Raw genomic sequence first — 25,566 nt, forward strand, 5'->3', positions numbered from 1 at the left:
CGCACCGACCGGGCTGCCCTGTGCACCATGTGCCCACTGCACCACCCGCCATCGTGTCTGTGATGCCGCGCCCGTGATGCCGTTGCAGCAGCCCGCCAACCGCCCCGCCGACGCCGAGATGGCGGGGCCGTTTCCTCCCGATTTGCACGACGTGCGCCACCTGTGGCTCAAGGCAGGTTTGCTCCTGCTCTGGGCCTTGGTGTCGTTCGGTGCCACCTACTTCGCCCGCGACCTGCAGGTGCTGGTGGTGGGGGGCTGGCCCCTGGGCTACTGGATTGCGGCGCAGGGTGCGGTGCTGGTGTTCATCGCCATCGTGGTCGCCTACGGCTGGGCCATGAACCGTTTTGAGCGGCAGGACCAGCAGCAACGCGAGGCGTTGGAGCGTTCCGCCCCTGCCGCAGAAGACCGCGCCCATGGCTGAGCGCAAGCCAGGCGGTGCGGAGGCGGACCGCGCCTATTTGTGGCGGCTGCACCGCATTCTGGCGCTGTACGTGGCGGGGGTGCTGGGTTTTCTGGCCCTGATGACCTGGGCGGAGCACCAGGGGCTGTCGCGCCACTGGATCGGCCCGATTTTTCTGTTCCTCACCGTCATGGTGTATGCCGGCATCGGCGTGTACGGCCGCACGACCGACCCCGAGGACTACTACGTGGCGGGGCGGCGCATTCCGCCCATGTACAACGGCATGGCCACGGCGGCCGACTGGATGAGTGCAGCGTCCTTCATCAGCCTGTCGGGCGCGCTGTACCTGCAGGGCTTTTCGGGCACGCCAGGGCAGGCCGGTGGTTTGGCCTATCTGCTGGGGTGGACAGGGGGCTTCTGCCTCGTCGCCATGCTGATTGCGCCGCACCTGCGGGCCATGGGGCTGTACACCATTCCCGATTTTTTCCATGTGCGTTTTGGCGGGCGCTGGCCGCGTGTGATTGCAGCGCTGGCGGCTGTCTTGTGCTCGTTCACTTACGTGGTGGCGCAGATCTACGGCGTGGGGCTGATTGCGTCGCGCCTCACCGGCGTGCAGTTCGAGATCGGCATCATGCTGGGCCTGGGCGGGGTGCTGCTGTGCTCGTTCCTGGGCGGCATGCGGGCCATCACCTGGACGCAGGTGGCGCAGTATGTGGTGCTGCTGCTGGCGTTCATGATCCCGGTGTCGTGGCTGGCATACAAGCAACTGGGCAACCCGCTGGCGCCATTGGTATATGGCGCGCAGATCAGCAAGATTGCCGACCTGGAGGCGCAGCTGCTCGACTCCCCGGCCGAACACCAGGTGGTGCAGGCTTACCTGCAGCGCGCCAAGGACTTCGAAGCGCGCCTGCAGGATGTGGAGGCGGCCCTGGAGCGTGAACGCGAAAAGGGTCGTGAGCGCATCCGGGCCCTGCGTGCGCAGAATGCTGATGTGGGCCTGATCGTCTCCGCCAGCCGCGAGCTGGCGGCGCTGCCCCGCGATGCTGCAGCTGCCCGCGAGCGCTGGACCCGCGAAATGCGCGAGAACTACGAGCGCGCGCGCCCCCTGGGCGGGCTGCCGCCCCACAGCCAGGCCTATGCCGGCGACCCCCACGGCACCCCCGAGGAGCAACGCGACTACGAGCTCACGCGTCGCAACTTCCTCGCGCTGATGTTCTGCCTGATGGTGGGCACCGCCGGGCTGCCCCACCTGCTGACCCGCTACTACACGTCGCCCACGGTGTCTGCGGCCCGTGCGTCGGTGGGCTGGTCGCTGTTTTTCATTGCGCTGCTGTACCTCAGTGCGCCCGCGCTGGCGGTGCTGGTGAAGTTCGAGGTCATGCAGAACCTGGTGGGCAGCAGTTTTGAGGCCCTGCCCACCTGGATGGCGCAGTGGGCGCGGGTGGACAGCTCGCTGCTGTCGGTGGAAGACGTGAACGGCGATGGCCTGATCCAGTTTGGAGAGATCCGGCTGGGGGCTGACCTCATCATGCTGGCCACGCCCGAACTGGGTGGGCTGCCGTACGTAGTGTCGGGCCTGGTGGCGGCAGGGGGCCTGGCAGCGGCGCTGTCCACGGCCGACGGCTTGCTGCTCACGATCAGCAATGCGCTCGTGCGCGACCTGTATTTTCAGGACACGCGCCGCCAGGCGTCGCCCGAGCAGCGGGTGATCCTGACCAAGTTCACGCTGCTGGCCGTGGCCTTGTCGGCTGCGTTTGTGGCGGCGCTCAAGCCATCCGAAATCCTGCCCATGGTGTCGGCGTCCTTCTCGCTGGCGGCGTCGGCGTTTGTGCCGGTGATGGTGCTGGGAATCTTCTGGCGGGGCACCACGCGGCAAGGCGCGGTGGCGGGCATGCTGGGCGGGCTGGCCATCACGGTGTACTACATGCTGTCGCATGTGCCCGCCATGCAGGCGCTGCCGCGCTGGCTGCTGGCCGATGGGTTGTGGTTCGGCATCCAGCCCATTTCGGCCGGGGTGTTTGGTGTGCCCTGTGGCCTGCTCGTTACCTTGGTGGTCAGCTGGATCACCCGGCCTGCACCGCCGCTGCCACGCATTCGCTCGGAGATGTGAGGGATTGGCTCTGCGCGGGGGTTATGTGTAAACCCCGATTTGCAGAGGTGCCAAAACATGGGATTCTGGTTCGCAGGTGATAGCCTTGCGGCGTCCCCCCGCGACTGCTCACTACTAGGAGACTCATGGTTCTCGTCAAAACCCCCGCAGGCCAGGAAGCACTCAAGGACCGTCACGGCAGCCTGAGCTCGCGCCAGCGTTCGGCCTTCATTCTTTTTGACGGCAAGCGCACCACGGGGGAGATTTTGGCGGCCACGGCGGCCATGGGTATCACGCAGGACGATGTGCAGGCCATGATCGCCCAGGGGCTGTTGGCGCCGGTGGGTGGGCAGATGGCTGCCGCAGTCGTTGGCTCCGTTGCTGCCAGTGCATCCCTCGCATCCGCCACGCTGGCAGAGGCTCCCGCCACCGATCTGGGCACGGTGGCGTCGCCCGTCGAAGGCTCGGGGCGTTCGCCCATGGAGCGCTACCAGGCGGCGTATCCCATCGCCACGGAGCTGACGGCGGCGCTGGGCTTGCGCGGGTTTCGCTTGAACCTCGCGGTGGAGGGCGCAGGCAGTTTTGAAGACCTGGCGGCACTGGCCCCCAAAATCCGGGAGGCGGTGGGTGATGCCAAGTTCGAGCGGCTGGACAAGGCGCTGTTTGATTGAGGCCCCGGGGTTCCGGACTGGTCTTGATGGATAGGAGTCTGAGGGCTCCCCAGCCAAAGCCCGTTTGCAAGATGCGCGGGCATGAAAAAAGCGGCCCGAGGGCCGCTTTTGTTTTGCCGATGCAGACCGGAAGGGGGCTGAGATCAGCGGCCCACCTTGAGCAGTTCCACGTCGAACTTGAGCGTGGCGTTCGGGGGGATCACGCCGCCCGCACCGCGCGCACCGTAGCCCAGGGCGGCGGGGATGATCAGCGTGCGCTGGCCGCCGATCTTCATGCCCTGTACGCCTTCGTCCCAGCCCTTGATGACCATGCCGGCGCCCAGTGCAAATTCAAAAGGGTCGTTGCGGTCGCGGCTGGAGTCGAACTTGGCACCTTGCTCACCGTTGTTGTACAGCCAGCCGGTGTAGTGCACCGACACGTTCTGGCCCTTGGTGGCTTCGGCGCCTTCGCCCACGGTGGTGTCTTCGTATTGCAGGCCGGATGCAGTGGTGGTCAGTGCCATGGAAGTTCCTTGTTTGCTATTAAAAATATAGCTTCAGACGCATGTTTTGATTGCGCTTGAAGCTATTTTGATCCCTATTTTAACGAAAGCCCCGCGCGGAGGTCCGGCGGGGCTTTTCCCTGCGGGGCAGGGCGAGCAGGGGGAGGGAAGAGGGCTCAGGCCTTCTTGGCGCGGCCTGCGACCCAGCGGGTGGCAAAGGCCTGCACGTCCGACAGGCGCTTGAGCAGGTCAGCGCCCGAGGGGGTGACGGTGTAGCCGTCGCTGCCATGGTCCACAAAACCGGCTTCGCGCAGCTCTTTGATGCGGGTGTTGAGCGTGTTGGGGGTGATGCCACCCACGCTGTCCTGCAGCAGGCGGAACGTCTGGGGGTGGCCGTCCTTCAGGGCCCACAGCACGCGCAGCGCATAGCGGCATTCAAGTTTCTCGAAAAGCTGGTTGATGGAAGCATTTTCTTTGGAGCTCATGGACGCTTCTCCTCGCGCAAGTGTTGGATCTGGATTCAGTGCGGGTGGCCGTCAACCGGGCCCGCTGATGCGCTGAGACTATAGCGCGGAACCCATTTTGCTACAAGTTTAGTAGCTCAGAACGCACAGCACACATGCGCTAGTGGCGAAAAATACAATGTTGCGTATCAAACTGTTGCGACAGGGCCACGGTTTTCGGCCCCTGTCAGCTGCGCCCCAGCCCCGCCAGATGCGCGACCAGCAACTGGGCCGCGGGGGGCAGCCACTGGGCGCTGCGGTAGCAGATGGCAAAGCGCCGCTGGGCCCAGGGGTCGCTCACCGGGACGATGCGCACCGGTGCCAGCTGGGCAAACGGCTGGGCCACTTCGCGCGGCACCACGCTGATGGCCAGGTTGGCGCGCACCACCCGCAGCGCGGCGTCAAAGTTGGACACCAGCACGCGGTGGGCCAGCATTTTTCCCTCCACCGCAGCGGCACGCGCCAGCAGCACCTGCACTGCACTGAGCGCGGGCATGCTGACGAATTCGTGCTCCAGCACGTCGGCAAACCGCACGCTCTGCAGCTGGGCCACGGGGTGCGACTCGTGTGCCACCACAGCCAGGTGGTCGCTGCGGTAGGCGCTGGTTTCCAGGCCCGACAGGTCGGCTGCGTCCCAGCAAATGCCGATGGACGCGCTGCCGTCGCGCACGCCTTGCACCACGTCCGGGCTCACGCGTTCTTCCAGGCTGATCTGGATATTGCGGTGCGCCGGGTCTTGCAAGAAGGCCGCCACGTCGTCGGCCAGCGACTCAGCCATGACCGAGGCCGTGACCAGCATGCGCACATGGCCGCGCGTGCCGGTGGCGTAGGCCGCCATGTCGCGCTCGATCTGCCCCACGCTGGCCAGCATGGTGCGGGCGTGCTCCAGCAGCGTCTCGCCCGCCGGGGTGGGCACCACGCCTCGGCGCTTGCGCAGCAGCAGCGGCGTGCCCACGGTGTCTTCCAGCTGCGCCAGCCGCTTGCTGATGGCCGAACCCACGATGGACTCCTGCTCCGCCACGCGCGCGATGCTGCGCTGCTCGCACACGGCGGCAAACAGGCGCAGGGTCTGCAGATCCAGGTCGCGCATGGCAAACCTCCAAGTGTTGTGATGTTCCGTTTGGGAATGTTATGGCTTCCGAGATGTATTTTCTGATTCATTCGGGAATTTTTAGAATCTTGCCCAGACCCACCCGAAAGAGACATCCCGTGCACACCTCCCCGATCCCGTCCGACCTGCAGCCCCCGGTGGCCCGCGCCATCGTCCGCGAAGTGGGCCTGCGCGACGGCCTGCAAAGCATTGCCACGGTGGTGTCCACCGCGCACAAGATCGAATGGCTCAACGCAGCCTACGCCGCCGGCCAGCGCGAGATCGAGGTGGGCTCCTTCGTGCCCGCCCGTCTGTTGCCCCAGCTGGCCGACACGGCCGAGGTGCTGGCCCATGCCAAAGCGCTGCCCGGCCTGGTGGCCTCGGTGCTGGTGCCCAATTTCAAGGGCGCCGAGCGCGCTCTGGACTGTGGTGCCGACCTGATGGTGGTGCCTTTGTCTGCCAGCCACGCCCACAGCCTGGCCAACCTGCGCAAGACGCCCGACGAGGTGGTGGCCGAGGTGGCGCGCATCCGTGCGCTGCGCGACAGCAGCGGCCGCTGCACCTTGATCGAAGGTGGCGTGGGCACGGCCTTTGGCTGCACCCTGCAGGGCGAGGTGGCAGAGAGCGAAGTGCTGCGCCTGATGCAGGCGCTGCTCGACGCAGGCGCCGACCACGTAAGCCTGGCCGACACCGTGGGTTTTGCCGACCCGGCCTCGGTCGCCCGTTTGTTTGAAAAAGCCCGGGCCCTGGTGGGCGACCGCCTGGCCTGCGCGCACTTCCACGACACGCGCGGCATGGGTCTGGCCAATGTGTATGCCGCCTGGCAGGCAGGCATCACCCGCTTTGACGCCTGCCTGGCGGGCATCGGCGGCTGCCCGCACGCGCCGGGCGCCAGCGGCAATGTCACCACCGAAGACCTGGTGTTCATGCTGGAGCGCATGGGCGTTGCCACGGGCATCGACGTGGCCGCGCTGCTCGAACTGCGCCAGCGTGTGGCCGGATGGTTGGCGGGCGAGACCCTGCATGGCACGCTGTGGCAGGCCGGGCTGCCGCAGAATGCCGCACCCGCCGCGCTGTGCGAAGCCACAACGGCCTGAAACCTTTTTCGGAACGCCCTGAACATGAACGACCACACACCCGCTACCCCCTCGTCCCCCCGCTTGCCGCTGGAAGGCCTGCGCGTGGTGGAGTTCACCCACATGGTCATGGGCCCCACCTGCGGCATGGTGCTGGCCGACCTGGGCGCCGAGGTCATCAAGGTCGAGCCCGTGGATGGCGACCGCACGCGCCACCTGCTGGGCGCAGGTGCCGGTTTCTTTCCCATGTTCAACCGCAACAAGAAGAGCATTGCGCTCGACCTGCGCAGCCCCGAGGGCCTGGCGGTGGCGCGCAAGCTGGCCGCATCGGCCGACGTGGTGGCGCAGAACTTCAAGCCCGGTGTGATGACGAAATACGGCCTGGACTACGCCGCGCTGAGCCAGGTCAACCCGCGCCTTATCTACGTCAACCACACGGGCTTTTTGCCCGGCCCGTACGAGCACCGCACGGCGCTCGACGAGGTGGTGCAGATGATGGGCGGCCTGGCCTACATGACCGGACGCCCCGGCGACCCGCTGCGCGCGGGCAGCAGCGTGAACGACATCATGGGCGGCATGTTTGGCGCGATTGGCGCGATGGCGGCGCTGATGCAGCGCGGCATCACCGGGCGGGGGCAGGAGGTGGACTCGGCGCTGTTCGAGAACAACGTGTTCCTGGTCGGCCAGCACATGATGCAGTACGCCGTCACCGGCAAACCGGCCGCGCCCATGCCCGACCGCATCTCTTCCTGGGCCGTGTACGACGTGTTCAGCGTGAAGGACGGCGGGCAGATCTTTTTGGCCGCCGTGAGCGATGCGCAGTGGCAGACCTTTTGCGATGCCATGGGCTATGCCGACCTGAAGGCCGACACCAGCCTGGCCACCAACAACGACCGCGTACGCGCCCGCCCCACGCTGATGCCCGTGCTGCGCGAGCGGCTGGCGCAGCACACGGCCGATGAACTGGCGGCCATCTTCGAGCGCCACGGCCTGCCGTTTGCACCCATCCGCCGGCCTGAAGAGCTGTTTGACGACCCGCACCTGCAAGCCACGGGCGGACTGGCCGACATCACGCTGCCCGATGGCGAACGTGCCGGGCAGACCGCGCAGATCACGCTGATGCCGCTGCGCATGGACGGCCAGCGGCTCGATGTGCGCTGCGACCCGCCGCGCCTGGGCCAGCACACCGCCGAGCTGCTGCAGGGCCTGGGCTACACAGCCGATGAAGTGACCGCGCTGCAGGCCACCGGGGCCATTGCCTGATTTTTCCTTGACGACCGGGGCAACCCACGCGGCGCAGACCGCAGGCCCCGGATTCCAACCCCACTACCGGAGACAACCGTGCCCCAGCCCACCCCTGCTTTTGACATGCACCGCATCTCGCCCGCCGGCCATGGCGTGCTCACGCGCCGCCAGGCGCTGGCAACCGGCGCGGCCGCGCTGGGCGCCGCCGCCTGGGGCCTGCCCCGCATGGCGCGTGCCCAGGGCGATGGCAAGCCGCTGCGCGTGATCCTGCCGCTGTCGGCGGGCTCCGGGGCCGACGGCGCCATCCGCGCCATCAGCACCAGCCTGGCCAAGGCGCTGGGCCAGCCCATCGTCATCGAGAACCTTCCGGGCGCGGGCGGCATCACCGGCACCACGCAGATCGTGCGTGCGCCCAAGGACGGCTCGGTGATCGGCGTGGTGTCCAACAACCACGTGGTCAACCCCAGCGTGTACAAGAACATTCCGTTCGACTCGCTGGCCGACATCACCCCCATCACCATCCTGGGCGCCACGCCGTTTGTGCTGGTCGCGCACCCTGCGGTGCCCGCCAAGACGGTGCAGGAGCTGATCGCGCTGGCCAAGTCCAAACCCGGCGTGCTCAACTACGGCTCGTCGGGCAACGGCACCATCCTGCACCTGGGTGCGGCCATGTTCGTGGACCAGGCCAAGCTCGACATCAAGCACATCCCCTACCGGGGCATGGGCCCGCTGATGAACGACATCCTGGGCGGGCAGGTGCAGCTGGGGGTGGTGGCAGTGGCACCCGCGGCTGCGCACATCAAGGTAGGCGCCTTGCGGGCCCTGGGGGTGACCACGGCCACCCGCGTGGCCGCACTGCCGGGCGTGCCCACCATTGCCGAACAAGGCCTGCCGGGCTATGAGCTGGACGGGTGGATCGCCCCCGTGGCGCCTGCGGGCCTGCCCAAGGCCGAGCTGGCGCGGCTGTACAACGGCTTCAAGGCCGCCATGGAGATGCCCGAGGCCCGTGATGCGCTGATCGCGCAGGGCTACGAGATCAAGCTCACGCCGCCCGAGCCGGCCGCCGCCTTCTTCCGCAGCGAAGCAGCGCGCATGGCGCAGGTGGTGAAGAACGCGAACGTGAAGATCGACTGACGCAGCGCAGAGGGCTGCCTGCAGCGTGTTTTTGCGCAGCAGCAGGCAGGTTTTGAGGGTTTTCGGGCGCTTGCGCTAGTGCAATATGCCTGAGTAGCTATTGTATTGATAGCATTTGCATGGCCGCCGTGGCCCTGCGCCCGCAGGGCTGCGGTGCCACCGCGGGTGCGGTGTGATGTGCAACTGCCTTGCGGCAACCCCCGTCAGGCGCGCGGCGCGGGGAGCGCGGGGTGGGCGTGGCGCAGGCGGAACACCTCTACGGCCTGCACCAGTTGCTGCGCCTGCCCGCTCAGGCTGCCTGCGGCAGCGGCGCTCTCCTCCACCAGGGCGGCGTTCTGCTGTGTCGCCTCGTCCATGCGCACGATGGCCTGCGTCACGCGCAGCATGTCGCTGGTCTGCGCGGCGCTGGCCTGGCTGATCTCTTCCATCAGCGCGCTCACACCCCGGATGGACGACACCACCTCGGCCATGGTGGTGCCAGCGTTGCGCGCCAGGTCCGAGCCGGCCTGCACGCGCTCCACGCTGGTCTGGATGAGCTGCTTGATCTCGCGTGCGGCGCTGGCGCTGCGGGTGGCGAGGTTGCGCACCTCGCTGGCCACCACGGCAAAGCCCCGGCCTTGTTCACCGGCGCGCGCGGCCTCGACGGCGGCATTGAGCGCGAGGATGTTGGTCTGGAATGCGATGCCGTCGATGACGCCAATGATGTCGGCAATGCGGCGCGAGCTGTCCTGGATGCCCTGGACCACCTCCACCATCTGCGTGACCACGTCACCCCCCCGCTGCGCCACGGTGGCGCCGTTGCGCGCCAGCTCGTTCGCGCGCTGGGCGTTGGAGGCGTTCTGCTGCACCGTGGATTGCAGCTGCTGCATCGACGAGGTGGTTTCGTCCAGCGACGATGCCTGCTCTTCGGTGCGCATGCTCAGGTCGGCATTGCCCTGCGCAATTTCGGCGCTGGCGCTGGCCACGCCCTCGGCATTGCTGCGCACGCCAGAGACCACGTTTTCCAGGTTGTCCTGCATGGCGCGCAAGGCCTCCAGCAGGCGCGCGGGTTCATCCTTGCCCTCCACCTCGATGCGTGTGGTGAGATCGCCCGCCGCCACCTTGTGCGCCACCGACACCGCCACCCCCAGGGGGCGCACCACCGAGCGGGTGAGCAGCCAGCCCGCGCAGGCGCCCAGCGCCGTGACCAGCGCGAGTGCCACCAGGCTGCTGAACAGTGCGCGCCGGGCGTCCTGCGCAGCCTCCTGGGCGATGGCCGCACTGCTGGCGGCCACCTGCTGGCTTAGCTCGGTGAGCAGCTTGGCGGGGCCCTGGTCGATGTCGGCCACGTCCGCATCGCCCGCCGAGGGCACAAAGCCCAGCGACTGGAACACCTCAAAGCCCTTGCGGTAGCCCTGCGCCATCTGGGCGTGGGCCTGGGTGAACTTTTGCAGCGCCGCCTTTTCCTGCGCGTCGGTCAGCTGGGGCTCCAGCGCCTTGGCCGCATCGGCCACCCGTTTTTCACTGGCCTGGAAGGCGTTCCAGTGCAGTTCGCGCTTGCGCGAGTCCTCGCCCCGCAGCAGGGTGTTCTTCCACTCCAGCACCTGGGTCTTGAACTCGCTTTCCATGCGGCTCACGGCGCGCTCCTGCGCCACGCGCTGTTGCACCGTGGTGTCGTAGGTGCCCAGCGTTCGGTACAGGGCGGCAATGCCGAACAGCGCGGCCCCCAGCAACAGGGTCAGCACCAGGCCCAGGGCCGTGGCCATGCGTGCGCCGATGGAGTAGTTGGACATTTTCATCAGAGGCTCCAAAGGTTCTGCAGCAGGCCGGTCGGCTGGTGATCAGAGGCGCTTGCGGCGGGGGTGTTCAGACCTTCTCAGGCCTTCAGCTTGAGCAGGTACACCATCACGCGGGCGGTCGTGAGGTCCAGTTCCATGAACTCTGCCAAATCCTTGCCGGTGAGCCAAGAGGGTTCCCACCGGTTCTGCTTGAGCGTGCGCAGCCAGGATTCGTGGTGGGTGGCGGCTTCGACGGCGGCCAGCATCTCCGCCGTGCGTGCGGCGGACACGCCCTTGCCGGTGAACACGCCCCGCCAGTTCGCCATCACAGCGTCCAGCCCCTGTTCGCGGAACGAAGGCAGGCCAAAGACGCTGCGGCGCGACGACACGCCCACCGCGCGCAGCTTGCCGCTGGCAATGGCATCGTTGAACTCGCTGTAGCCCGACAGGCCCAGCGCCGCGTTGCCCGACAGCACGGCCTCGACCACCTCGGCACCGCCAGGGAAGGGTTTGTAGACCAGCCCCTCCGGGTTGGCCTTGGCGGCGCGGGCCAGCACGCCTGCGTAGATGTGGTCCACACCACCGGCCGAACCACCGGCAATCGGCACGGCCTTGAGGTCGGCACGCAGCGCATCGGCGAGGTCCTTGGTGGTCTTGATGGGCGAGTTGGCTGCCACGGCCGCCACCAGATAGTCGCTGGTGAGCCGCGCCAGGGGCTGGATCTGTGTCATGTCCACTGCAGGCTTTTGCAGTGCCACGGCGCCCACCATCACCATGCCACCCATCAGCAGCGTGTTGGGGTCGTTGCTGTACTTTTCGGCGTATTTGGCCAGGCCGATGGTGCCGCCCTTGCCGCCGATGTTTTCGTATTCCACTTGGTCCGCAGCGCCGGCTGCGACCATGGCTGCTCCGAGGGCTCTGCCTGTCTGGTCCCAGCCGCCACCGGCGTTGGCAGGGATCACGATGCGCACGGTGCCCGCCAGCTTGGCAGGCTTGGCGGCTGCAGGGGCAGGACGGGCTGCTGGCGCAGCGCTCTGCGCCCAGGCGGAGGGGCCGAGCGCAGTCCAGGCCAGGGCGGTCGCAACGGATTGGGCAAGGGCACGGCGGCGGTCGATGGCTGCAGACATGGAAAGTCCTTTGACAAGAGGGAAGGCAGGAAGGGCGTCGGGAACCAGATCTCAGGCCGCTGCGGGAGCGCCCTGACTGGGTTGCTTGCGCGTTGCCACGCCGAAGCAACGCAGTCAGCCTGTGGCGGCATGCACAGGGAAGGGACCTGCGCACCACCTGGGCTGCGCGCAATGGTCGCCAGCCAAGCTGTCAGTCTGCTGTCGCTGGCATCAGGGTAAACACGGGGTTTATGGCCCCGTGCAGAGCGGTGCGCCGATCAGCGCACCATGAAAAACGCCCTGCGCCGCAGGTGCGGGGCAGGGCGTTGGAGCCATAAAGGCTGGGTCGCGAGGCTTACAGCGAGTCGATGAAGCTGCGCAGCTTGTCAGAGCGGCTGGGGTGCTTGAGCTTGCGCAGCGCCTTGGCTTCTATTTGGCGAATGCGCTCGCGGGTCACGTCGAATTGCTTGCCCACTTCTTCCAGCGTGTGGTCGCTGGTCATCTCGATGCCGAAGCGCATGCGCAGCACCTTGGCTTCGCGCGGGGTGAGGCCGTCCAGGATGTCCTTGACCACGTCGCGCAGGCCGGCCTGCATGGCGGCTTCGATAGGCGCGGTGTTGGCACCGTCCTCGATGAAGTCGCCCAGATGGCTGTCGTCGTCGTCGCCGATCGGCGTTTCCATGGAGATCGGCTCTTTGGCGATCTTCATGATCTTGCGAATCTTGTCCTCGGGGATCTCCATCTTGGCCGCCAGGATGGACGCATCGGGCTCGAAACCAAACTCTTGCAAGTGCTGGCGGCTGATGCGGTTCATCTTGTTGATCGTCTCGATCATGTGCACCGGGATACGGATGGTGCGCGCCTGGTCGGCGATCGAGCGGGTGATGGCCTGGCGAATCCACCAGGTGGCATAGGTCGAGAACTTGTAGCCCCGGCGGTATTCGAACTTGTCCACCGCCTTCATCAGGCCGATGTTGCCTTCCTGGATCAAGTCGAGGAACTGCAGGCCACGGTTGGTGTACTTCTTGGCGATCGAGATCACGAGGCGCAGGTTGGCCTCGATCATTTCCTTCTTGGCATCGCGCGAGGTGGCTTCACCTTCGTTCATGCGCTTGTTGATGCCTTTGAGCTCGGCCAACGGCACGACCACGCGCGACTGCAGGTCGATCAGCTTTTGCTGCAGGTCCTGGATGGGCGGGATGTTGCGCGCAATTACTGCCGACCAGGGCTTGCCGGCGGTGGCCTGCTTCTCGACCCACTGCAGGTTCAGCAGGTTGGGCGGGAAGTCCTTGATGAAGGTCTCCTGGGGCATGCCGCACTTGTCCACGATGATGCGACGCAGCTCGCGTTCCTTCTTGCGCACGTCGTCCACCTGGCCGCGCACCATGTCGCACAGCTTCTCGATGGTCTTGGCGGTGAAGCGGATGGTCATCAGCTCGGCCGACAAAGCAGCTTGCGCTTTGACATAGGCAGGCGTGCCGTAGCCTTCCTTGTCGTAGACCTTGTGCACTTTTTCGAACAGCTCACGCAGCTTGTCAAAGCGCTCCAGTGCCTGCTTCTTGAGTTCTTCCAGCTTCTTGGTCAGCGCCTTGGAGCCGCCCTTGCCGTCGTCGTCATCGGCCTCGTCGAATTCGTCGAAGTCTTCTTCGGCCACATAGTCGTCGGCCTCGTTGGGGTTGGAGAAGCCGTCCACGATGGTCGAGATGACGACCTTGCCTTCGCGGATCTCCTCGCCCATGTTGAGGATCTCGGCGATGGTGGCGGGCGATGCGCTGATCGCCTCCATCATGGCCATCAGGCCGCCTTCGATGCGCTTGGCGATTTCGATTTCGCCTTCGCGGGTCAGCAGCTCCACGGTGCCCATTTCGCGCATGTACATGCGCACGGGGTCAGTGGTACGGCCGAATTCCGAGTCCACGGTGGACAGCGCGGCTTCGGCGGCTTCTTCGGCTTCTTCTTCGGTGGCGCCAGCGGGAGCGTTGTCCGTGATGATCAGCGCTTCGGCATCGGGCGTCTGCTCGTACACCGCCACGCCCAGGTCGTTCAGGGTGGTGATGACGGCTTCGAGGGTTTCGGCATCGACCAGCTTGTCGGGCAAGTGGTCGTTGATTTCAACGTGCGTGAGGTAGCCGCGGGTCTTGCCCAGCTTGATCAGGGCCTTCAGGCGCTGGCGGCGCTTTTGCATGTCCTCTTCGGACAGGACGGTTTCGTCCAGGCCGAATTCCTTCATCAAGGCGCGTTCCTTGGCCTTGCTGATCTTCATGCGCAGGGGCTTGACCTTCTCGACCGTGGCGGCTGCCTCGGGGGTCTCTTCGATCTCGCCTTCGAGGTCGGCCTCGATGTCCGACAGGTCGGTATCGTCCACGCTCTCATCGCCGCCGGCGGCTGCCTTGGGCTTGCGGCCGCGCTTGGCGGGGGCTTTGGCTTCGGCGGCACCAGCAGCCTTGGCGGGGCGGCCAGGCTTTTTCTTGGGCGCTTCTTCGTCGTCGGCGGCGGCGACGGCCTTGGCGCGGGCAGGTTTCTTCTTCAGCAACTCATCGGCAGCTTTGATCAGCTCGGCGGTACTTTTCACGGGCACAGTTTTCACTTTCTTGGCGACCGGGGCGGGCGCGGCGGCAGCGGCCTTTTTGGGGGCCGCCTTGGCCGGCGCTTTGGCCGCGGTTTTGGAGACAGCCTTTGCGGCGGTGCCTGAGGCAGACTTGGGCGACTTCGCGGACTTTTGAGCGGGCATGGAGCAACCTCAGAATCAAAAACGGACACAAAGAAAACGCAAGCGCCTCAGATCCCGGCGCGGGTGGCAACGCAAAGCAACGAGGGCTTTGCGCCTGGAGGGGACACCCTCAGCGGCAAGATGTCTGGGCGATCATTTGGTGTGCAGTCCTTGCGATAAGTGGGCCCATCAGCGCATAGGTGCGCGTTTGTCACGGTGGCCCGGCTCGGAGGTGCTGCTGTCGCTCTTGCCAATAACTAACCTTATATTATACCGCCCAGACCCTATTCAAGTGGTTTTTGGCGCTATTTGCTCCAGTTCCTTGCGCTTTTCGGCCAGCGCCCGGTAGCGCTCCAGGGCCGAGGGGTCTTGTGCCACCTGCAGCACCAGCACTTTTTGCTGCTCCTTGATGTCTTCGATCTGCATGCGGGTGAGCAGGTCGCGCAGCTCCAGCCGCAATTCGTGCAGTTCGCCCTCGGTCTGCGCATGCGAGCCGGTCATCACCTTGACGGCCAGCTCTTCGCACTCGTGATCGCGCAGGCTTTCGCGCAGCACGGCCCACGCCAGGGGGCCATGTTCGTGGAACTGCGCCTCCAGCCACGCAAACAGTGGCCCATGGGGCGCAGGCTGGGCCGCCAGTGTGGTGTGGTCGTCGTGCGTCAGCTCTTCCAGAAACGCCATGTGCGACAGCAGCAGCCGCGCCGCGTGGTCCGCCCGGCCCATGGCCGGCGTGCGGGGCAAACGGGGCTGGGGCGGCCAGGGAGCGTCCTTGTCGCGTTTTTTCCAGCCCCCGCCGCTTTTCCAGTCGCCTCCCTTGCGGAACGGAGGCTTGCCGCCGCTGCCATAGCCATTTTGGCCTCCGTAGCCTCCCTGGTTGCCGTAACTGCCGTAGCCGGGGTCGTAGGCCGTGCCTGTCGACTCGCTGTGGGGTTGCCAGCCATCGGTGTCGGGCGGGGCATCCCAACTGGGGGCGTCATCAGGGGCGGTACGGGGCGGGTGGCGCTGCGGGGGGGCATGGTGTGCAGCGCGCAGGCCGTCGCGGGCGGCGGCCTGGCCCCATAGGTCGGACAGGTCGCGGGCATTGAGCTGGGTCAGCTCGGCCAGCTCGCCCAGCAGCTGGCGCTTGAGCACGCCGTCGGGCAGCGCCGTCCACAGCGGGCGTGCATTGCTGGCCATGTGCGCGCGGCCTTCGGCGGTGGCCAGGTCGCAGCCCTCGCTGGCCGACTCGACCAGGAAGCGGCTCAGCGGCATGGCGTCGCTCACATGGCGCGCAAAGGCGTCGGTGCCATGGTCGCGGATGAAGCTGTCCGGGTCGTGCTCTGCGGGCAGGAACAGAAACTTGATGCTGCGCGTGTCGGTAGCGTGGGGCAGGGCGCCGTCCAGGGCCTTGCGCGCGGCGCGCCGCCCGGCGTTGTCGCCGTCAAAGCTGAACACCACCGCGTCGGTAAACCGCAGCAGCTTTTGCACATGCTCTGGCGTGCACGCCGTGCCCAGTGTGGCCACCGCGTTCGGAAAACCCAGCTGCGCCAGGGCCACCACGTCCATATAGCCCTCGGTGACCAGCGCGTAGCCTGCCTCCCGGATGGGCGTGCGGGCCTCGAACAGGCCGTACAGCTCGCGCCCCTTGTGGAACACCGGGGTTTCGGGGGAGTTGAGGTACTTGGGCTTGTCGTCCCCCAGCACCCGGCCACCAAAGCCGATGTACTCGCCCTTGACGTTGCGGATGGGGAACATCACCCGGTCGCGAAACCGGTCATAGCGCTTGCCACCGTCTTCGTCGTTGACGATGACCAGGCCGCTTTCCTCCAGCAGCGGGTCGTCGTAGCTTGGGAACACGCTGGCCAGGCTGCGCCAGCCTTCGGGCGCGTAGCCCAGTCCGTAGCGCTTGGCCACCGCGCCCGAGACACCCCGGCCCTTGAAATACCCAATGGCGCGCTGCGAGTCACGCAGGTGGCGGCGGTAGGCGTCGGCGGCTTTCTCCAGCACCTCGTTCAGCGTGGCTTGTTTCTGTCGCGCGGCGGCGGCGCGTTCCTTTTCCTGCGGGGAGATGTCGTCATCGGGCACCTGCAGGCCCACGCTCTGGGCCAGGTCCTGGACGGCCTCGACAAACCCCATGCCCGCGTGGTCCATCAGAAAGCTGATGGCATTGCCGTTCTTGCCGCAGCCAAAGCAGTGATAGAACTGCTTGGCGGGGCTGACGCTGAAAGAGGGCGACTTCTCTCCGTGAAAGGGGCACAGCCCCATGAAATTGGCGCCACCTTTTTTCAGCTGGACGTAGCGCCCCACGATGTCCACCACGTCCACACGGGTGAGCAGTTCCTGAATGAAAGACTGAGGGATCGTCACGCGCCCTATTGTCCGCGTAAACTCTTTGTAACCAGTTATTGCTGGAAAGGCTTTTGGCATGGGGTTCGCGGCATGTGGGCGGGCGTTGGCGGGTAGGGCGCTGCACGGGTGGCGCGCCAGCCTGCCCGTGCTGCTGTTCGCGCTGGCGGGGCTCGCATGGCTGCCGGGGGCCTCGCAGGCCGCGACGGTCCTCAGGGTGCTGGCCTGGCCGGGTTATGCCGACCCGGACTTTGTCGCGGTGTTCGAGAAGCGCCATGGGGTCAAGGTGGAGATCACCATCGTGGCATCGGACGACGTCTTGCGCGCCAAGATGGACAGCACCGACGGGCCGGGTTTTGACCTGGTGGCTGCCAACACGGCGGAAATTGCGCGGCTGATCCTCCATGACAAGCTCGCGCCGTTGCCGCTCGGCAACATCCGCAACACTGCTGGGCAGCTGCCCCGGTTTCGCCAGCTGCACACCATCTCGGGCATTGGCTGGCGGGGCGAGGTCTATGCCATGCCCTTCACCTACTCCGAGATGGGGCTGGTGTATGACCGCCAGCAGTTCAGCACGCCACCGCAGTCGATCGCCGTGCTGTGGGACCCGCGCTGGCAGGGCAAGGTGCTGGCGTTTGACGGCAGCAGCCACGGGTTTTCGCTGGCCGCCATGCGCCGGGGCCTGCCGCCTTTTCGCATCGACGCCGCCCGTTTCAGCCCGCTGGCCAAGGACCTGGTGGCCCTGCGGCGCAATGTGCGGTCGTTCTACAGCCTGCCCGAGGAGTCGGTGGAGCTGTTTCGCAAGCACAAGGTGGCGGTAATGCACGCCAACTACGGCCAGCAGCAGCTCAAGCAGCTGCGCGATGCGGGACTGGATGTGGGCTACGTGGTGCCCAAGGAGGGCGCGCTCGCCTGGCTGGATTGCTGGGCCATCACCCGCCGCTCCACCCAGGTCGCGCTGGCTGCCGAGTGGATCAACTACATGCTCGACCCGGCCGTGAGCCGCGAGTTCACGCGGCGCCAAGGGCTGGCCAACACCCTGGACGAGCCACCAGCGCTGGCGGGCGATGTGCCCGGGGGGACCATGGGCCCCATCGTGTGGCTGGAGCCGGTGGAAGACGAAGCCCTGCGCGCCCGCCTCTGGCAACGCATCGTGTCGGGCGACCGACCCAACCGGTTCTGACCGATGGCACGCGTGAAATGGAGCATCGCGCTGAGGCTGGGGGCCCTGCTGGCCTCGTTCAGTGTGTTCGCGGCCATTCTGGCGGGCTACTACACCTTTGACTCGAGCCGCGAACGCCTGCAGGGGCGGGCCGAGCGCTCGCTGCTGGCCACCACGCAGGTGCTGGCGCGCCACATGCAGGCGGGCTTTGGCACGGTGGCGCGCGACACAGCCTTTCTGGCCGACGCCGCTGCCGTCGAACAAGACCAGGGACGGCTGGCCGACCTGTTCAAGGCCAACCTGCAGGCCCATCCCGCCTATTTGCAGATCCGCTTCATCAGCGCCAGCGACTACGGGCTGGAGCTGGTGCGCATCGACCGCCAGGGCGACAAGCTGGTGCGCGTGCCCGATGACCAGCTGCAGGAGAAGTCGCACTTTCCGTTTGTGTTCGAAGCCCTCAGCCTGCCCGATGGGGAGGTGTATGTGTCCGAGTTCGGCATCAACCATGAAGACGCCGCGCAGGAGGCGGCCGTGCCCGTGTTCAACATGGCGTCGCCTGTGGTGCAGGGGGGCCAGCTGCGGGGCGTGGTGGTGGTGCGGGTGGCGGCCGCGCCGTTCCTGCACAACTTCAATGCGGCGCTGCCGACCCCTTACGGGTTTTATCTGAGCAACCGTTGGGGTGACTTTCTGGTGCACCCGGACGCCGCGCAGACCTTTGGCTTTGACCGGGGCCAGCGCATCCTGATCCAGGAGTCGTTCCCGCAGGTGGCCGCGCTGGTCGACGGCCGTGCCGAAGAGGCGGTACTCAGCCAGTCCGGCACCGACGACGAGGAGGCGCGTGTTTTTGCCTTTGTGCGCATGCCCTTTGGCAACGCGGACGAGGGGCGTTTCATGGTCGTGGGGCTCTCGCAGCCGCTGGCCGTGGTGCAGGGCGAGGTGCTGGACCTGGGCCGCAGCATCCTCAAGATCCTGCTGGTGCTCAGCGTGGTGGGTGTGGCCCTGGCGGCCGGGGTGTCGCGCCTGGTGACCCAGCCGCTGCAGGCCATGGTGAAGGCTGCGCAGGCGTTTTCACGCGGGGAGGCCCACGGCGCGCTGCCGGTGCACCGGGGCGACGAGGTGGGCGAGCTGGCCCGCAGCTTCCAGGACATGGAGCAGCAGATCAGCCGCCAGCTGGCCGAGCTGAACCTGAGCCGTGACGCCATGGCCCACCTGGCGCACCACGACGCACTCACCGGCCTGCCCAACCGCCGCATGTTCGAGCAGCGCCTGGCCCAGGTGCTGGAGCTGTCGCGCCGCAGCGGCCGCAGCTGTGCCCTGTTGTTCGTGGACCTGGACGACTTCAAGGCCATCAACGACACGCGCGGGCATGCCGTGGGCGACCTGGTGCTGCAGGCTGTGGCACGCACCATCGTCGGCGCCGTGCGGCAGGTGGACACCGTAGCCCGGCTCGCCGGGGACGAGTTCACGGTGCTGTGCGAAAACGTGGATTCCGAAGAGGCCGCGCTGCAGATCGTGACCAAGCTGCAGCACGCGTTCGAGCCACCGCTGGACATCGACGGCGAGCCCCTGGCCGTACGCGCCAGCATCGGCCTGAGCCTGTTCCCCCGCGACGCGCAGGATGCGCGCACACTCATGGCCAGCGCCGACGCGGCCATGTACCGCATCAAGCAGAGCCACAAGCGAAGGTTGTGAGGCTGCGCACCGCAGTCCACACCGCGCCTGCGCCGGCCCGTGTTGCTTTCGTGTCAGCCTGCGGCGCTAGGCTGTGTGTAGTTCACCTTCTTGCCCAGACCCATGACCTCCATCTTTGACCAGCACCTGCCCCGCAACGAAGCCAACTTTGCCGCCCTGTCGCCCCTGTCGTTCATCGAACGCACGGCCGAGGTCTACCCCGACCGTCTGGCCATCGTGCACGGCACGCTGCGCCAGACCTGGGCCCAGACCTACGCGCGCTGCCGCCAGCTGGCCAGCGCGCTGACCCAGGCCGGCATCGGCAAGAACGACACCGTGGCCGTGATGCTGCCCAACACGCCGCCGATGGTGGAGGCGCACTTTGGCGTGCCCATGGCCGGCGTGGTGCTCAACACCCTCAACACCCGGCTCGACCCGGAGGCCATCGCCTTCATGCTCGACCATGGCGAGGCCAAGGCCGTGATCGTGGACCCGGAGTTCACCGGCACCATGGCCAAGGCACTGGCCCTGCGCACGGGCACTACCCCCATCCGCGTGATCGAGGTGCAGGACGCGCTTTACGGCCCCGCCGTTCAAAGCCTGGGCGGCACCGACTACGAAGCCTTTGTGGCCAGCGGCGATGCGGCCTTTGCCTGGAGCCTGCCCGCCGATGAGTGGGATGCGATTGCGCTGAACTACACCAGTGGCACCACGGGCAACCCCAAGGGCGTGGTCTACCACCACCGGGGTGCCGCCAGCAATGCCATCAGCAACGTGCTGGAGTGGGACATGCCCAAACATGCGGTGTACCTGTGGACGCTGCCCATGTTCCACTGCAACGGCTGGTGCTTTCCCTGGACCATTGCGGCGCGTGCTGGCGTCAACGTTTGCCTGCGCCGGGTGGACGCGCAGGCCATCTTCGACGCCATCCGCAACCACGGTGTCACGCACTACTGCGGCGCGCCCATCGTGCACGGCCTGCTGGTCAACGCGCCCGAGGCGATGAAGGCGGGTGTGCCATCCGGCGTCAAGGCCATGGTGGCAGGCGCTGCGCCCCCGGCGTCGATGATCGAAGGCATGGAAAAAATGGGGTTCGACCTGACCCATGTGTACGGCCTGACCGAGGTGTATGGCCCCGCCACCGTGTGTGCCAAACACGAAGCCTGGGATGCCCTGGACATTGGCGAGCGCGCCCGCCTCAACGCCCGCCAGGGCGTGCGCTACCACCTGGAGCGCGATGTGCGCGTGCTCGACCCCGAGACCATGCTGCCCGTGCCACAGGACGGCGAAACCATGGGCGAGATCATGTTCAAGGGCAACATCGCCATGAAGGGCTACCTCAAGAACCCCAAGGCCACCGACGAGGCCTTCGCGGGCGGCTGGTTCCACAGCGGCGACCTGGCCGTGCAGTACCCCGACGGCTACATCAAGATCAAGGACCGCAGCAAGGACATCATCATCTCGGGCGGCGAGAACATCTCGTCCATCGAGGTCGAAGACGTGCTCTACCGCCACCCCGACGTGCTGGCCGCCGCCGTGGTGGCCAAGCCCGACCCCAAGTGGGGCGAGACGCCCTGCGCGTTTGTGGAGCTGAAGGCCGGTGCGCAGACCACGCCCGAAGACATCGTGGCGCATTGCAAGAAGCACCTGGCGGGCTTCAAGGTGCCGCGTGCCGTGGTGTTTGGCGAGCTGCCCAAGACCAGCACCGGCAAGATCCAGAAGTTCGAGCTGCGCAAGCAGGCCGGGTCGGCGGCCGCCATCAACGTCTGATCACCCGGCTCAGCCAAAACCGCACGCCAGCGTCTGCCGGCCGTCCTCCAGGTTGTATTCGGACTTCCAGTAGTGCCGGTCTTCGATGGCGGTGAACTCCACGCCAGGCCCGGTCGGGTAGGCCGTCGCGAAAGGGCGGCGCAGGATCACGAGCAACTCGCACCGGGGCGGCCAGTCCGCCACCTCGTCGATGACGTTGCCCTGCGCCAGTTCGGCCTCCGGGATCACGCGCAGCGGGGCGGCCAGCGCGGCGAGAACCTGCTGGCGGCTCATGCGCAGGGCTGGCTGGCGGCAAGGGGCCTCGCCGACCGCTGGGTCGCCGCATCGTCCAGCAGCCGCTGCAGCGCCTGCACCTGCCACTGGTGCTCTGGCTCAAACGCAGAGAGGTCTTGCACCGCATACCCGCCATAGGCATACACCGTGGCATAGGCCGCGTAGCTGGCGGCCTCCAGCGCCCGGCCCGCCAGCGCGTTGGCCACAGCGTAGGTGGCCGACACGGCGGCATGGGCCGACCCGTCCAGCGACTGCGAGCCCCGGTGGTGCGAGGCCACCGCTTTCAGCCGCTCTGCTGCGTTGGCCAAAGTGGCCGCATCCACCGTGCCCGCCGTGAACGCGGCCAGCACGTCGAGGCCGGCGATGGCCTCCGGATCTTCCAGCAGATGGCGCACGCGCTGCACACAGGCCAGGCCAAAGGCCAGGCGCAGCGGGGTGTGGGCGTCGCTGGCCAGCCCGCAGTCGGCTGCCAGTTGGGTGAGAGCGGCGTTCATGGTGTGAGTCCTTTCCAGCGGCTGATCAATTCGCAGAGTTGTGCTATCAATTAAATAGCTGTTTGCGCAATCAGGATAAGCGCTAGGGCCTGTTTTTATCAAAATCCTGGCGCTGCGCAGCCGGCGCAGGAAATTGTGGCGGCCCGTGGGCCGCGCGTCCAGCCGGGCAGAGGAGGTGGCGGCTTAGCTCGCTATGCCGCAAGGCCCTCCAGCCAGACCCGTGGCGACATGCCCACCTTCTGCGCAAACACGCGCGACAGCGCCGAGGGGTTGGCGTAACCCAGCTCGTTGACAATCGACTTCAACGACCGTCCGCCGCGCAGATGGGCCTGCGCCAGCGTCAGCCGCCAGTGCGCCAGGTAGTCGGCGGGGGTGTCGCCCACCACCGCCTTGAAGCGGGCCGCAAACGCACTGCGCGACATGCCTGCCTGCGCAGCCATCTGCGCCAGGCTCCATGGTTGGCCCGGCGCATCGTGCAAGGCGGTGAGGGCGCGGGCCAGGGCAGGGTCGGCGAGACCCGTGAGCAGGCCGGGCGGCATGTGCGCCTGCTCAGGGTGGTCCAGCAGCCAGCGCAGCAGCTGCAGCAGCACCACTTCAAATAGCCGGTCGGCCAGCACGCGGTGGCCGCAGCGCAGGCGGTCGGTTTCGGCAAACAGCAGGTCCAGCGACTGCTGCAGCCCGTCCACCGCGCCCAACGGCAGCACCACCAGCGGGGGCAGGGCGCGGGCCAGCGGGTGGCTGGTGCCGCCGTCAAAGTCCAGCGCGGCGCAGGTGAAGTCCGAGCCCTCGGTGGGCGCGTTGTGAAAGAAGTGCTCCAGCGGTCGGGCATAGAACAGCAGGCTGGGCTCGCACACCTGAAGCCGCTCGGGCGGGCCGGCCTGGGGCTGGTGCGTGACCACCATCTCGCCCTGGCGCAGCACATGCAAAAAGCCCCGGCCCGGCGCCGCCGCAAAGTGCGTCACGCCACACAGCGGCCCGTTGTGGAACAGGTGCGCCCGCACCCGAAACCGCTCCAGCAGCGGCGACAACCGGTCGAGCGGGGTGGAGGCCTGCGCGGGTGTAGGAACGCTTGGCGGCATGGTTTTGGATGATTAGGTATGAATTGTGGATTTTATGTGCCAGATGGTACACGATGGCGCCGGACACTGCAGGGGTGCCGAGAACAGGCACAAGTTCTCACCAACCCTTCATGACCTTCAAGGAACACACCATGTCCTCTACTTCTTCTTCCGTCGCCCGCGTCCCCCTCGTCGACCGCACCGCCGCTACCGGCACTGTGCGCGCCGTGCTCGACCAGGTCTACGGAGCCTTTGGCGCCACGCCCAACATGTTCCGCGCCGTGGCTAACTCGCCCGCTGCGCTGCAAAGCATGTGGGGTGCGTTTGGCGCCTTGGGAGGCGGCGTGATCGGCGCAGCTTTGGGCGAGCAGATCGCCGTGGCCGTGGCCAACCGCAATGCCTGCGACTACTGCCTGGCCGCCCACACCGCACTGGGCCGCAAGGCGGGCGTGAGTGGCGAGGCCCTGGCCGCCGCGCAGGCGGGCGAATCGGCCGACCCGCGCACGGCCGCCGTGCTGCGCTTTGTGCTGCAACTGGTCAACGAACGCGGCCAGGTCGATGCGGCCGATGTGCAGGCCCTGCGCGACCAGGGCGTGAACGACGAGCAGATCGTAGAGATCGTGGCCCATGTGGCGCTCAACCTGTTCACCAACTACGTGAACGTGGCGCTGGCCGTGCCGGTGGACTTCCCCGGCGTCAAGCTGCGCCCGGCGCGCTGAACGATGGGGCGGCGCGCGTCTGGCCGATGGGCTGGGTGCGCGCCGCTTCTTTTTTGCTGCTGGCGCGGTCCTGTGGCGAAGCCATCGCAGGCAGTCCTTCGCCAAACCCATGCGTGCATTTTTTGCATGCATGACTGGCTGCAAAGTCGTTTGTCAGCGCGGCAGGCCTGCTGCACCATGGCCACTCCCTTGCCCACCCACCCGAAGGAAGCCGCCCCCATGACACCCGCCCGCGACGAGCACGCCATCGACACCCTGCCACGCCTGGAGGCCCTGCTGGGCACGCTGAGCGATGCCTCCGTCCACAAAGAGCTGCCGTATGTGCACCCCGCCTACCGCGCCATGATCGCGGCGTCGCCTTTTGCCGTGCTGGCCACCACCGGCCCCGGCGGGCTGGATGCCTCGCCGCGCGGCGACCCCGCCGGCTTTGTGCAACTGCTGGACGACAAGACCCTGCTGCTGCCCGAGCGCCGTGGCAACAACCGCGCCGACAGCCTGCGCAACATCGTTGCCGACCCGCGCGTGGCGCTGCTGTTCCTCATCCCCGGCGTGGGCGAGACGCTGCGCGTCAACGGCCACGCGCGCATCAGCGTCGCGCCCGACCTGCTGGCGCGTTTCGTGGTCAACGGCCAGCCGCCAAAGTGTGTGATCGTGGTGGATGTGCAGGCGGTGTACTTCCAGTGCGCTCGCGCCATCCAGCGCTCGCGCCTGTGGCATGCCGTGCCGCCCGGCACCCCGCGCCCCGTGCCCACCCCGGGTGCCATCCTGGCGTCCATCACACAGGGCGCATTTGACGGCGCTGCCTACGACCGCGAACTGCCTGCGCGCCAGCAGGCCACGCTGTATTGAACCGGCACCGCGATCCGTCGCCACAGCGTTGCCCCTGCTGCCAGCGCACACAATGGCGGCTGGGCGCGCAGGGCTTGCGCTTCATGGACTCTCCGGCCGAACGCGCAGATGCGTGAGGAGCGTGGAGCTCCGTGGGGCGTGAAGCCCACTTACGCGCACGTTCACACCAAGTGAGGGGGAGACATGGATTCCGTGCTGTTGATCGTGGCCCTGGGCGCAGTGGCCGCAGGGTTTGTGCAGGGGCTGTCGGGTTTTGGATTTGGCATGGTCGCCATGTCGTTCTGGGCCTGGACGCTGGAGCCCCGCCTGGCCGCGCTGTTGGCGGTGTGCGGCGCGCTCGCCGGCCAGCTGGTGGCGGCGGCCACGGTACGCCGGGGGTTTGACCGGGTGCGCCTGCTGCCCTTTGTGCTGGGTGGCCTGGTGGGCATCCCCGTTGGCGTGGCCGTATTGCCCCGGCTGGACATGGACGCGTTCAAGGTCATCCTGGGCACGCTGCTGGTGCTGTGGTGCCCGGCGATGCTGATGGCCAAGCAGTTGCCCCGCATCACGCGCGGCGGGCGCGTGGCCGACGCGCTGGTGGGCATGGCGGGCGGCGTGATGGGCGGCCTGGGCGGCTTCACCGGCGTGCTGCCCACCCTGTGGTGCACCTTGCGCGGTCTGGACAAGGACGTGCAGCGCGCCATCATCCAGAACTTCAACTTGGCCATGCTGCTGGTGACCTTCATCACCTACCTGGCCACCGGTCTGGTCACCCGCGAGGCGCTGCCGCTGCTGGCCATCGTGGTGCCCGCCATGCTGGTGCCCGTGCTGCTCGGAGCGCGGCTGTACCACGGTATCAGCGATGCGCGGTTCCGGCAGATCGTGCTGGGCATGTTGACCCTGTCGGGCGTGGCGATGCTGGTGGCCAGCCTGCCCAAGGTGCTGGCACGGCTCGCGTAGGGTTCCATTTGCGTGGGCCGCGCCCGGTGGCCATCCTGTTGTC

The 25,566-nt window shown here is 67.0% G+C and carries 22 protein-coding genes; 12 read left to right on the forward strand and 10 right to left on the reverse strand.

The genetic code is table 11. The features are described from left to right. Positions 1–76: 76 nt before the first annotated feature. The 3 genes from N4G42_RS08885 to N4G42_RS08895 all read left to right on the forward strand — a co-directional run bounded on the left by N4G42_RS08885 (position 77) and on the right by N4G42_RS08895 (position 3,160). On the forward strand, positions 77–421 hold the full coding sequence (locus N4G42_RS08885) for a DUF4212 domain-containing protein (RefSeq protein WP_260666905.1): 345 nt from the start codon (positions 77–79) through the stop codon (positions 419–421). Further along, entirely contained in the window at positions 414–2,510 is a 2,097-nt protein-coding gene (locus tag N4G42_RS08890; protein WP_260666906.1) for a VC_2705 family sodium/solute symporter, read from the forward strand. The genes N4G42_RS08885 and N4G42_RS08890 overlap by 8 nt, the downstream gene beginning before the upstream one ends. 125 nt (positions 2,511–2,635) lie before the next feature. Next, the gene (locus N4G42_RS08895) at positions 2,636–3,160 is read left to right on the forward strand and encodes a hypothetical protein (protein ID WP_099729819.1); all 525 of its coding nucleotides are present in this window, start codon (positions 2,636–2,638) and stop codon (positions 3,158–3,160) included. A 143-nt stretch (positions 3,161–3,303) separates the two neighbouring features. Here the strand turns inward: N4G42_RS08895 and N4G42_RS08900 are convergent, their stop codons facing one another. The 3 genes from N4G42_RS08900 to N4G42_RS08910 all read right to left on the reverse strand — a co-directional run bounded on the left by N4G42_RS08900 (position 3,304) and on the right by N4G42_RS08910 (position 5,235). Continuing rightward, the gene (locus N4G42_RS08900; RefSeq protein ID WP_056061897.1) at positions 3,304–3,663 is read right to left on the reverse strand and encodes an FKBP-type peptidyl-prolyl cis-trans isomerase; all 360 of its coding nucleotides are present in this window, start codon (positions 3,661–3,663) and stop codon (positions 3,304–3,306) included. 155 nt (positions 3,664–3,818) lie between these two features. Then, a complete protein-coding gene (locus tag N4G42_RS08905; protein WP_015013381.1) occupies positions 3,819–4,127 on the reverse strand; it encodes a winged helix-turn-helix transcriptional regulator in 309 nt (102 codons plus the stop codon). A gap of 205 nt (positions 4,128–4,332) precedes the next feature. Beyond that, positions 4,333–5,235, reverse strand: a complete 903-nt coding sequence (locus N4G42_RS08910; protein ID WP_260666907.1) for a LysR family transcriptional regulator — start codon at positions 5,233–5,235, stop codon at positions 4,333–4,335. A 119-nt stretch (positions 5,236–5,354) separates the two neighbouring features. Here N4G42_RS08910 and N4G42_RS08915 point away from each other — a divergent pair, with 119 nt between their 5' ends. The 3 genes from N4G42_RS08915 to N4G42_RS08925 all read left to right on the forward strand — a co-directional run bounded on the left by N4G42_RS08915 (position 5,355) and on the right by N4G42_RS08925 (position 8,690). Next, positions 5,355–6,332, forward strand: coding sequence for a hydroxymethylglutaryl-CoA lyase (locus tag N4G42_RS08915; RefSeq protein WP_260666908.1), 978 nt, complete (start codon positions 5,355–5,357; stop codon positions 6,330–6,332). 24 nt (positions 6,333–6,356) lie between these two features. Further along, entirely contained in the window at positions 6,357–7,574 is a 1,218-nt protein-coding gene (locus N4G42_RS08920; RefSeq protein ID WP_260666909.1) for a CaiB/BaiF CoA-transferase family protein, read from the forward strand. Between the two features lie 105 nt (positions 7,575–7,679). Then, on the forward strand, positions 7,680–8,690 hold the full coding sequence (locus N4G42_RS08925; RefSeq protein WP_260666941.1) for a tripartite tricarboxylate transporter substrate binding protein: 1,011 nt from the start codon (positions 7,680–7,682) through the stop codon (positions 8,688–8,690). Between the two features lie 203 nt (positions 8,691–8,893). On the opposite strand, the gene N4G42_RS08930 is transcribed toward N4G42_RS08925, so the two are convergent. The 4 genes from N4G42_RS08930 to dnaG all read right to left on the reverse strand — a co-directional run bounded on the left by N4G42_RS08930 (position 8,894) and on the right by dnaG (position 16,609). Then, positions 8,894–10,468, reverse strand: a complete 1,575-nt coding sequence (locus tag N4G42_RS08930; RefSeq protein WP_260666910.1) for a methyl-accepting chemotaxis protein — start codon at positions 10,466–10,468, stop codon at positions 8,894–8,896. 77 nt (positions 10,469–10,545) lie between these two features. Further along, positions 10,546–11,574, reverse strand: a complete 1,029-nt coding sequence (locus N4G42_RS08935) for a Bug family tripartite tricarboxylate transporter substrate binding protein (protein ID WP_260666911.1) — start codon at positions 11,572–11,574, stop codon at positions 10,546–10,548. 334 nt (positions 11,575–11,908) lie between these two features. Next, positions 11,909–14,284 carry an RNA polymerase sigma factor RpoD gene (gene rpoD, locus N4G42_RS08940; protein WP_116749431.1) on the reverse strand — a complete coding sequence of 792 codons (2,376 nt, stop codon included), beginning with the start codon at positions 14,282–14,284 and terminating at the stop codon, positions 11,909–11,911. Positions 14,285–14,551: 267 nt separating this feature from the next. Further along, positions 14,552–16,609: a DNA primase gene (gene dnaG / locus N4G42_RS08945; protein WP_260666912.1), complete on the reverse strand. Its 2,058-nt coding sequence runs from the start codon at positions 16,607–16,609 to the stop codon at positions 14,552–14,554. 58 nt (positions 16,610–16,667) lie between these two features. Here dnaG and N4G42_RS08950 point away from each other — a divergent pair, with 58 nt between their 5' ends. The 3 genes from N4G42_RS08950 to N4G42_RS08960 all read left to right on the forward strand — a co-directional run bounded on the left by N4G42_RS08950 (position 16,668) and on the right by N4G42_RS08960 (position 21,191). Further along, positions 16,668–17,771 (forward strand): PotD/PotF family extracellular solute-binding protein, encoded by a 1,104-nt coding sequence (locus tag N4G42_RS08950; protein WP_369882104.1) that lies wholly within the window; start codon positions 16,668–16,670, stop codon positions 17,769–17,771. A 3-nt stretch (positions 17,772–17,774) separates the two neighbouring features. After that, positions 17,775–19,442, forward strand: a complete 1,668-nt coding sequence (locus N4G42_RS08955) for a diguanylate cyclase domain-containing protein (protein ID WP_260666913.1) — start codon at positions 17,775–17,777, stop codon at positions 19,440–19,442. A 102-nt stretch (positions 19,443–19,544) separates the two neighbouring features. Next, complete coding sequence (locus N4G42_RS08960; RefSeq protein WP_260666914.1) at positions 19,545–21,191, forward strand: acyl-CoA synthetase; 1,647 nt, start codon at positions 19,545–19,547, stop codon at positions 21,189–21,191. 9 nt (positions 21,192–21,200) lie between these two features. Here the strand turns inward: N4G42_RS08960 and N4G42_RS08965 are convergent, their stop codons facing one another. From N4G42_RS08965 to N4G42_RS08975, 3 genes are all read right to left on the reverse strand, one after another. After that, positions 21,201–21,464 (reverse strand): hypothetical protein, encoded by a 264-nt coding sequence (locus N4G42_RS08965; protein ID WP_260666915.1) that lies wholly within the window; start codon positions 21,462–21,464, stop codon positions 21,201–21,203. Next, positions 21,461–21,958: a hypothetical protein gene (locus tag N4G42_RS08970; RefSeq protein ID WP_176886469.1), complete on the reverse strand. Its 498-nt coding sequence runs from the start codon at positions 21,956–21,958 to the stop codon at positions 21,461–21,463. Before N4G42_RS08970 ends, N4G42_RS08965 begins: the two co-directional genes overlap by 4 nt. A gap of 191 nt (positions 21,959–22,149) precedes the next feature. Beyond that, the gene (locus tag N4G42_RS08975; RefSeq protein WP_260666916.1) at positions 22,150–23,037 is read right to left on the reverse strand and encodes a helix-turn-helix transcriptional regulator; all 888 of its coding nucleotides are present in this window, start codon (positions 23,035–23,037) and stop codon (positions 22,150–22,152) included. 131 nt (positions 23,038–23,168) lie between these two features. Between N4G42_RS08975 and N4G42_RS08980 the strand changes: the two genes are divergently transcribed. The 3 genes from N4G42_RS08980 (at position 23,169) to N4G42_RS08990 (ending at position 25,523) form a co-directional block, all read left to right on the forward strand. After that, positions 23,169–23,735, forward strand: coding sequence for a carboxymuconolactone decarboxylase family protein (locus N4G42_RS08980; RefSeq protein WP_260666917.1), 567 nt, complete (start codon positions 23,169–23,171; stop codon positions 23,733–23,735). Between the two features lie 219 nt (positions 23,736–23,954). Then, the gene (locus tag N4G42_RS08985) at positions 23,955–24,584 is read left to right on the forward strand and encodes a pyridoxamine 5'-phosphate oxidase family protein (RefSeq protein WP_056743484.1); all 630 of its coding nucleotides are present in this window, start codon (positions 23,955–23,957) and stop codon (positions 24,582–24,584) included. Between the two features lie 183 nt (positions 24,585–24,767). Further along, positions 24,768–25,523 carry a sulfite exporter TauE/SafE family protein gene (locus tag N4G42_RS08990; protein WP_260666918.1) on the forward strand — a complete coding sequence of 252 codons (756 nt, stop codon included), beginning with the start codon at positions 24,768–24,770 and terminating at the stop codon, positions 25,521–25,523. Positions 25,524–25,566 lie beyond the last annotated feature (43 nt).

The sequence above is a fragment of the Acidovorax sp. K2F genome (genome assembly GCF_025246485.1).
Lineage (GTDB): Bacteria > Pseudomonadota > Gammaproteobacteria > Burkholderiales > Burkholderiaceae_C > Acidovorax > Acidovorax delafieldii.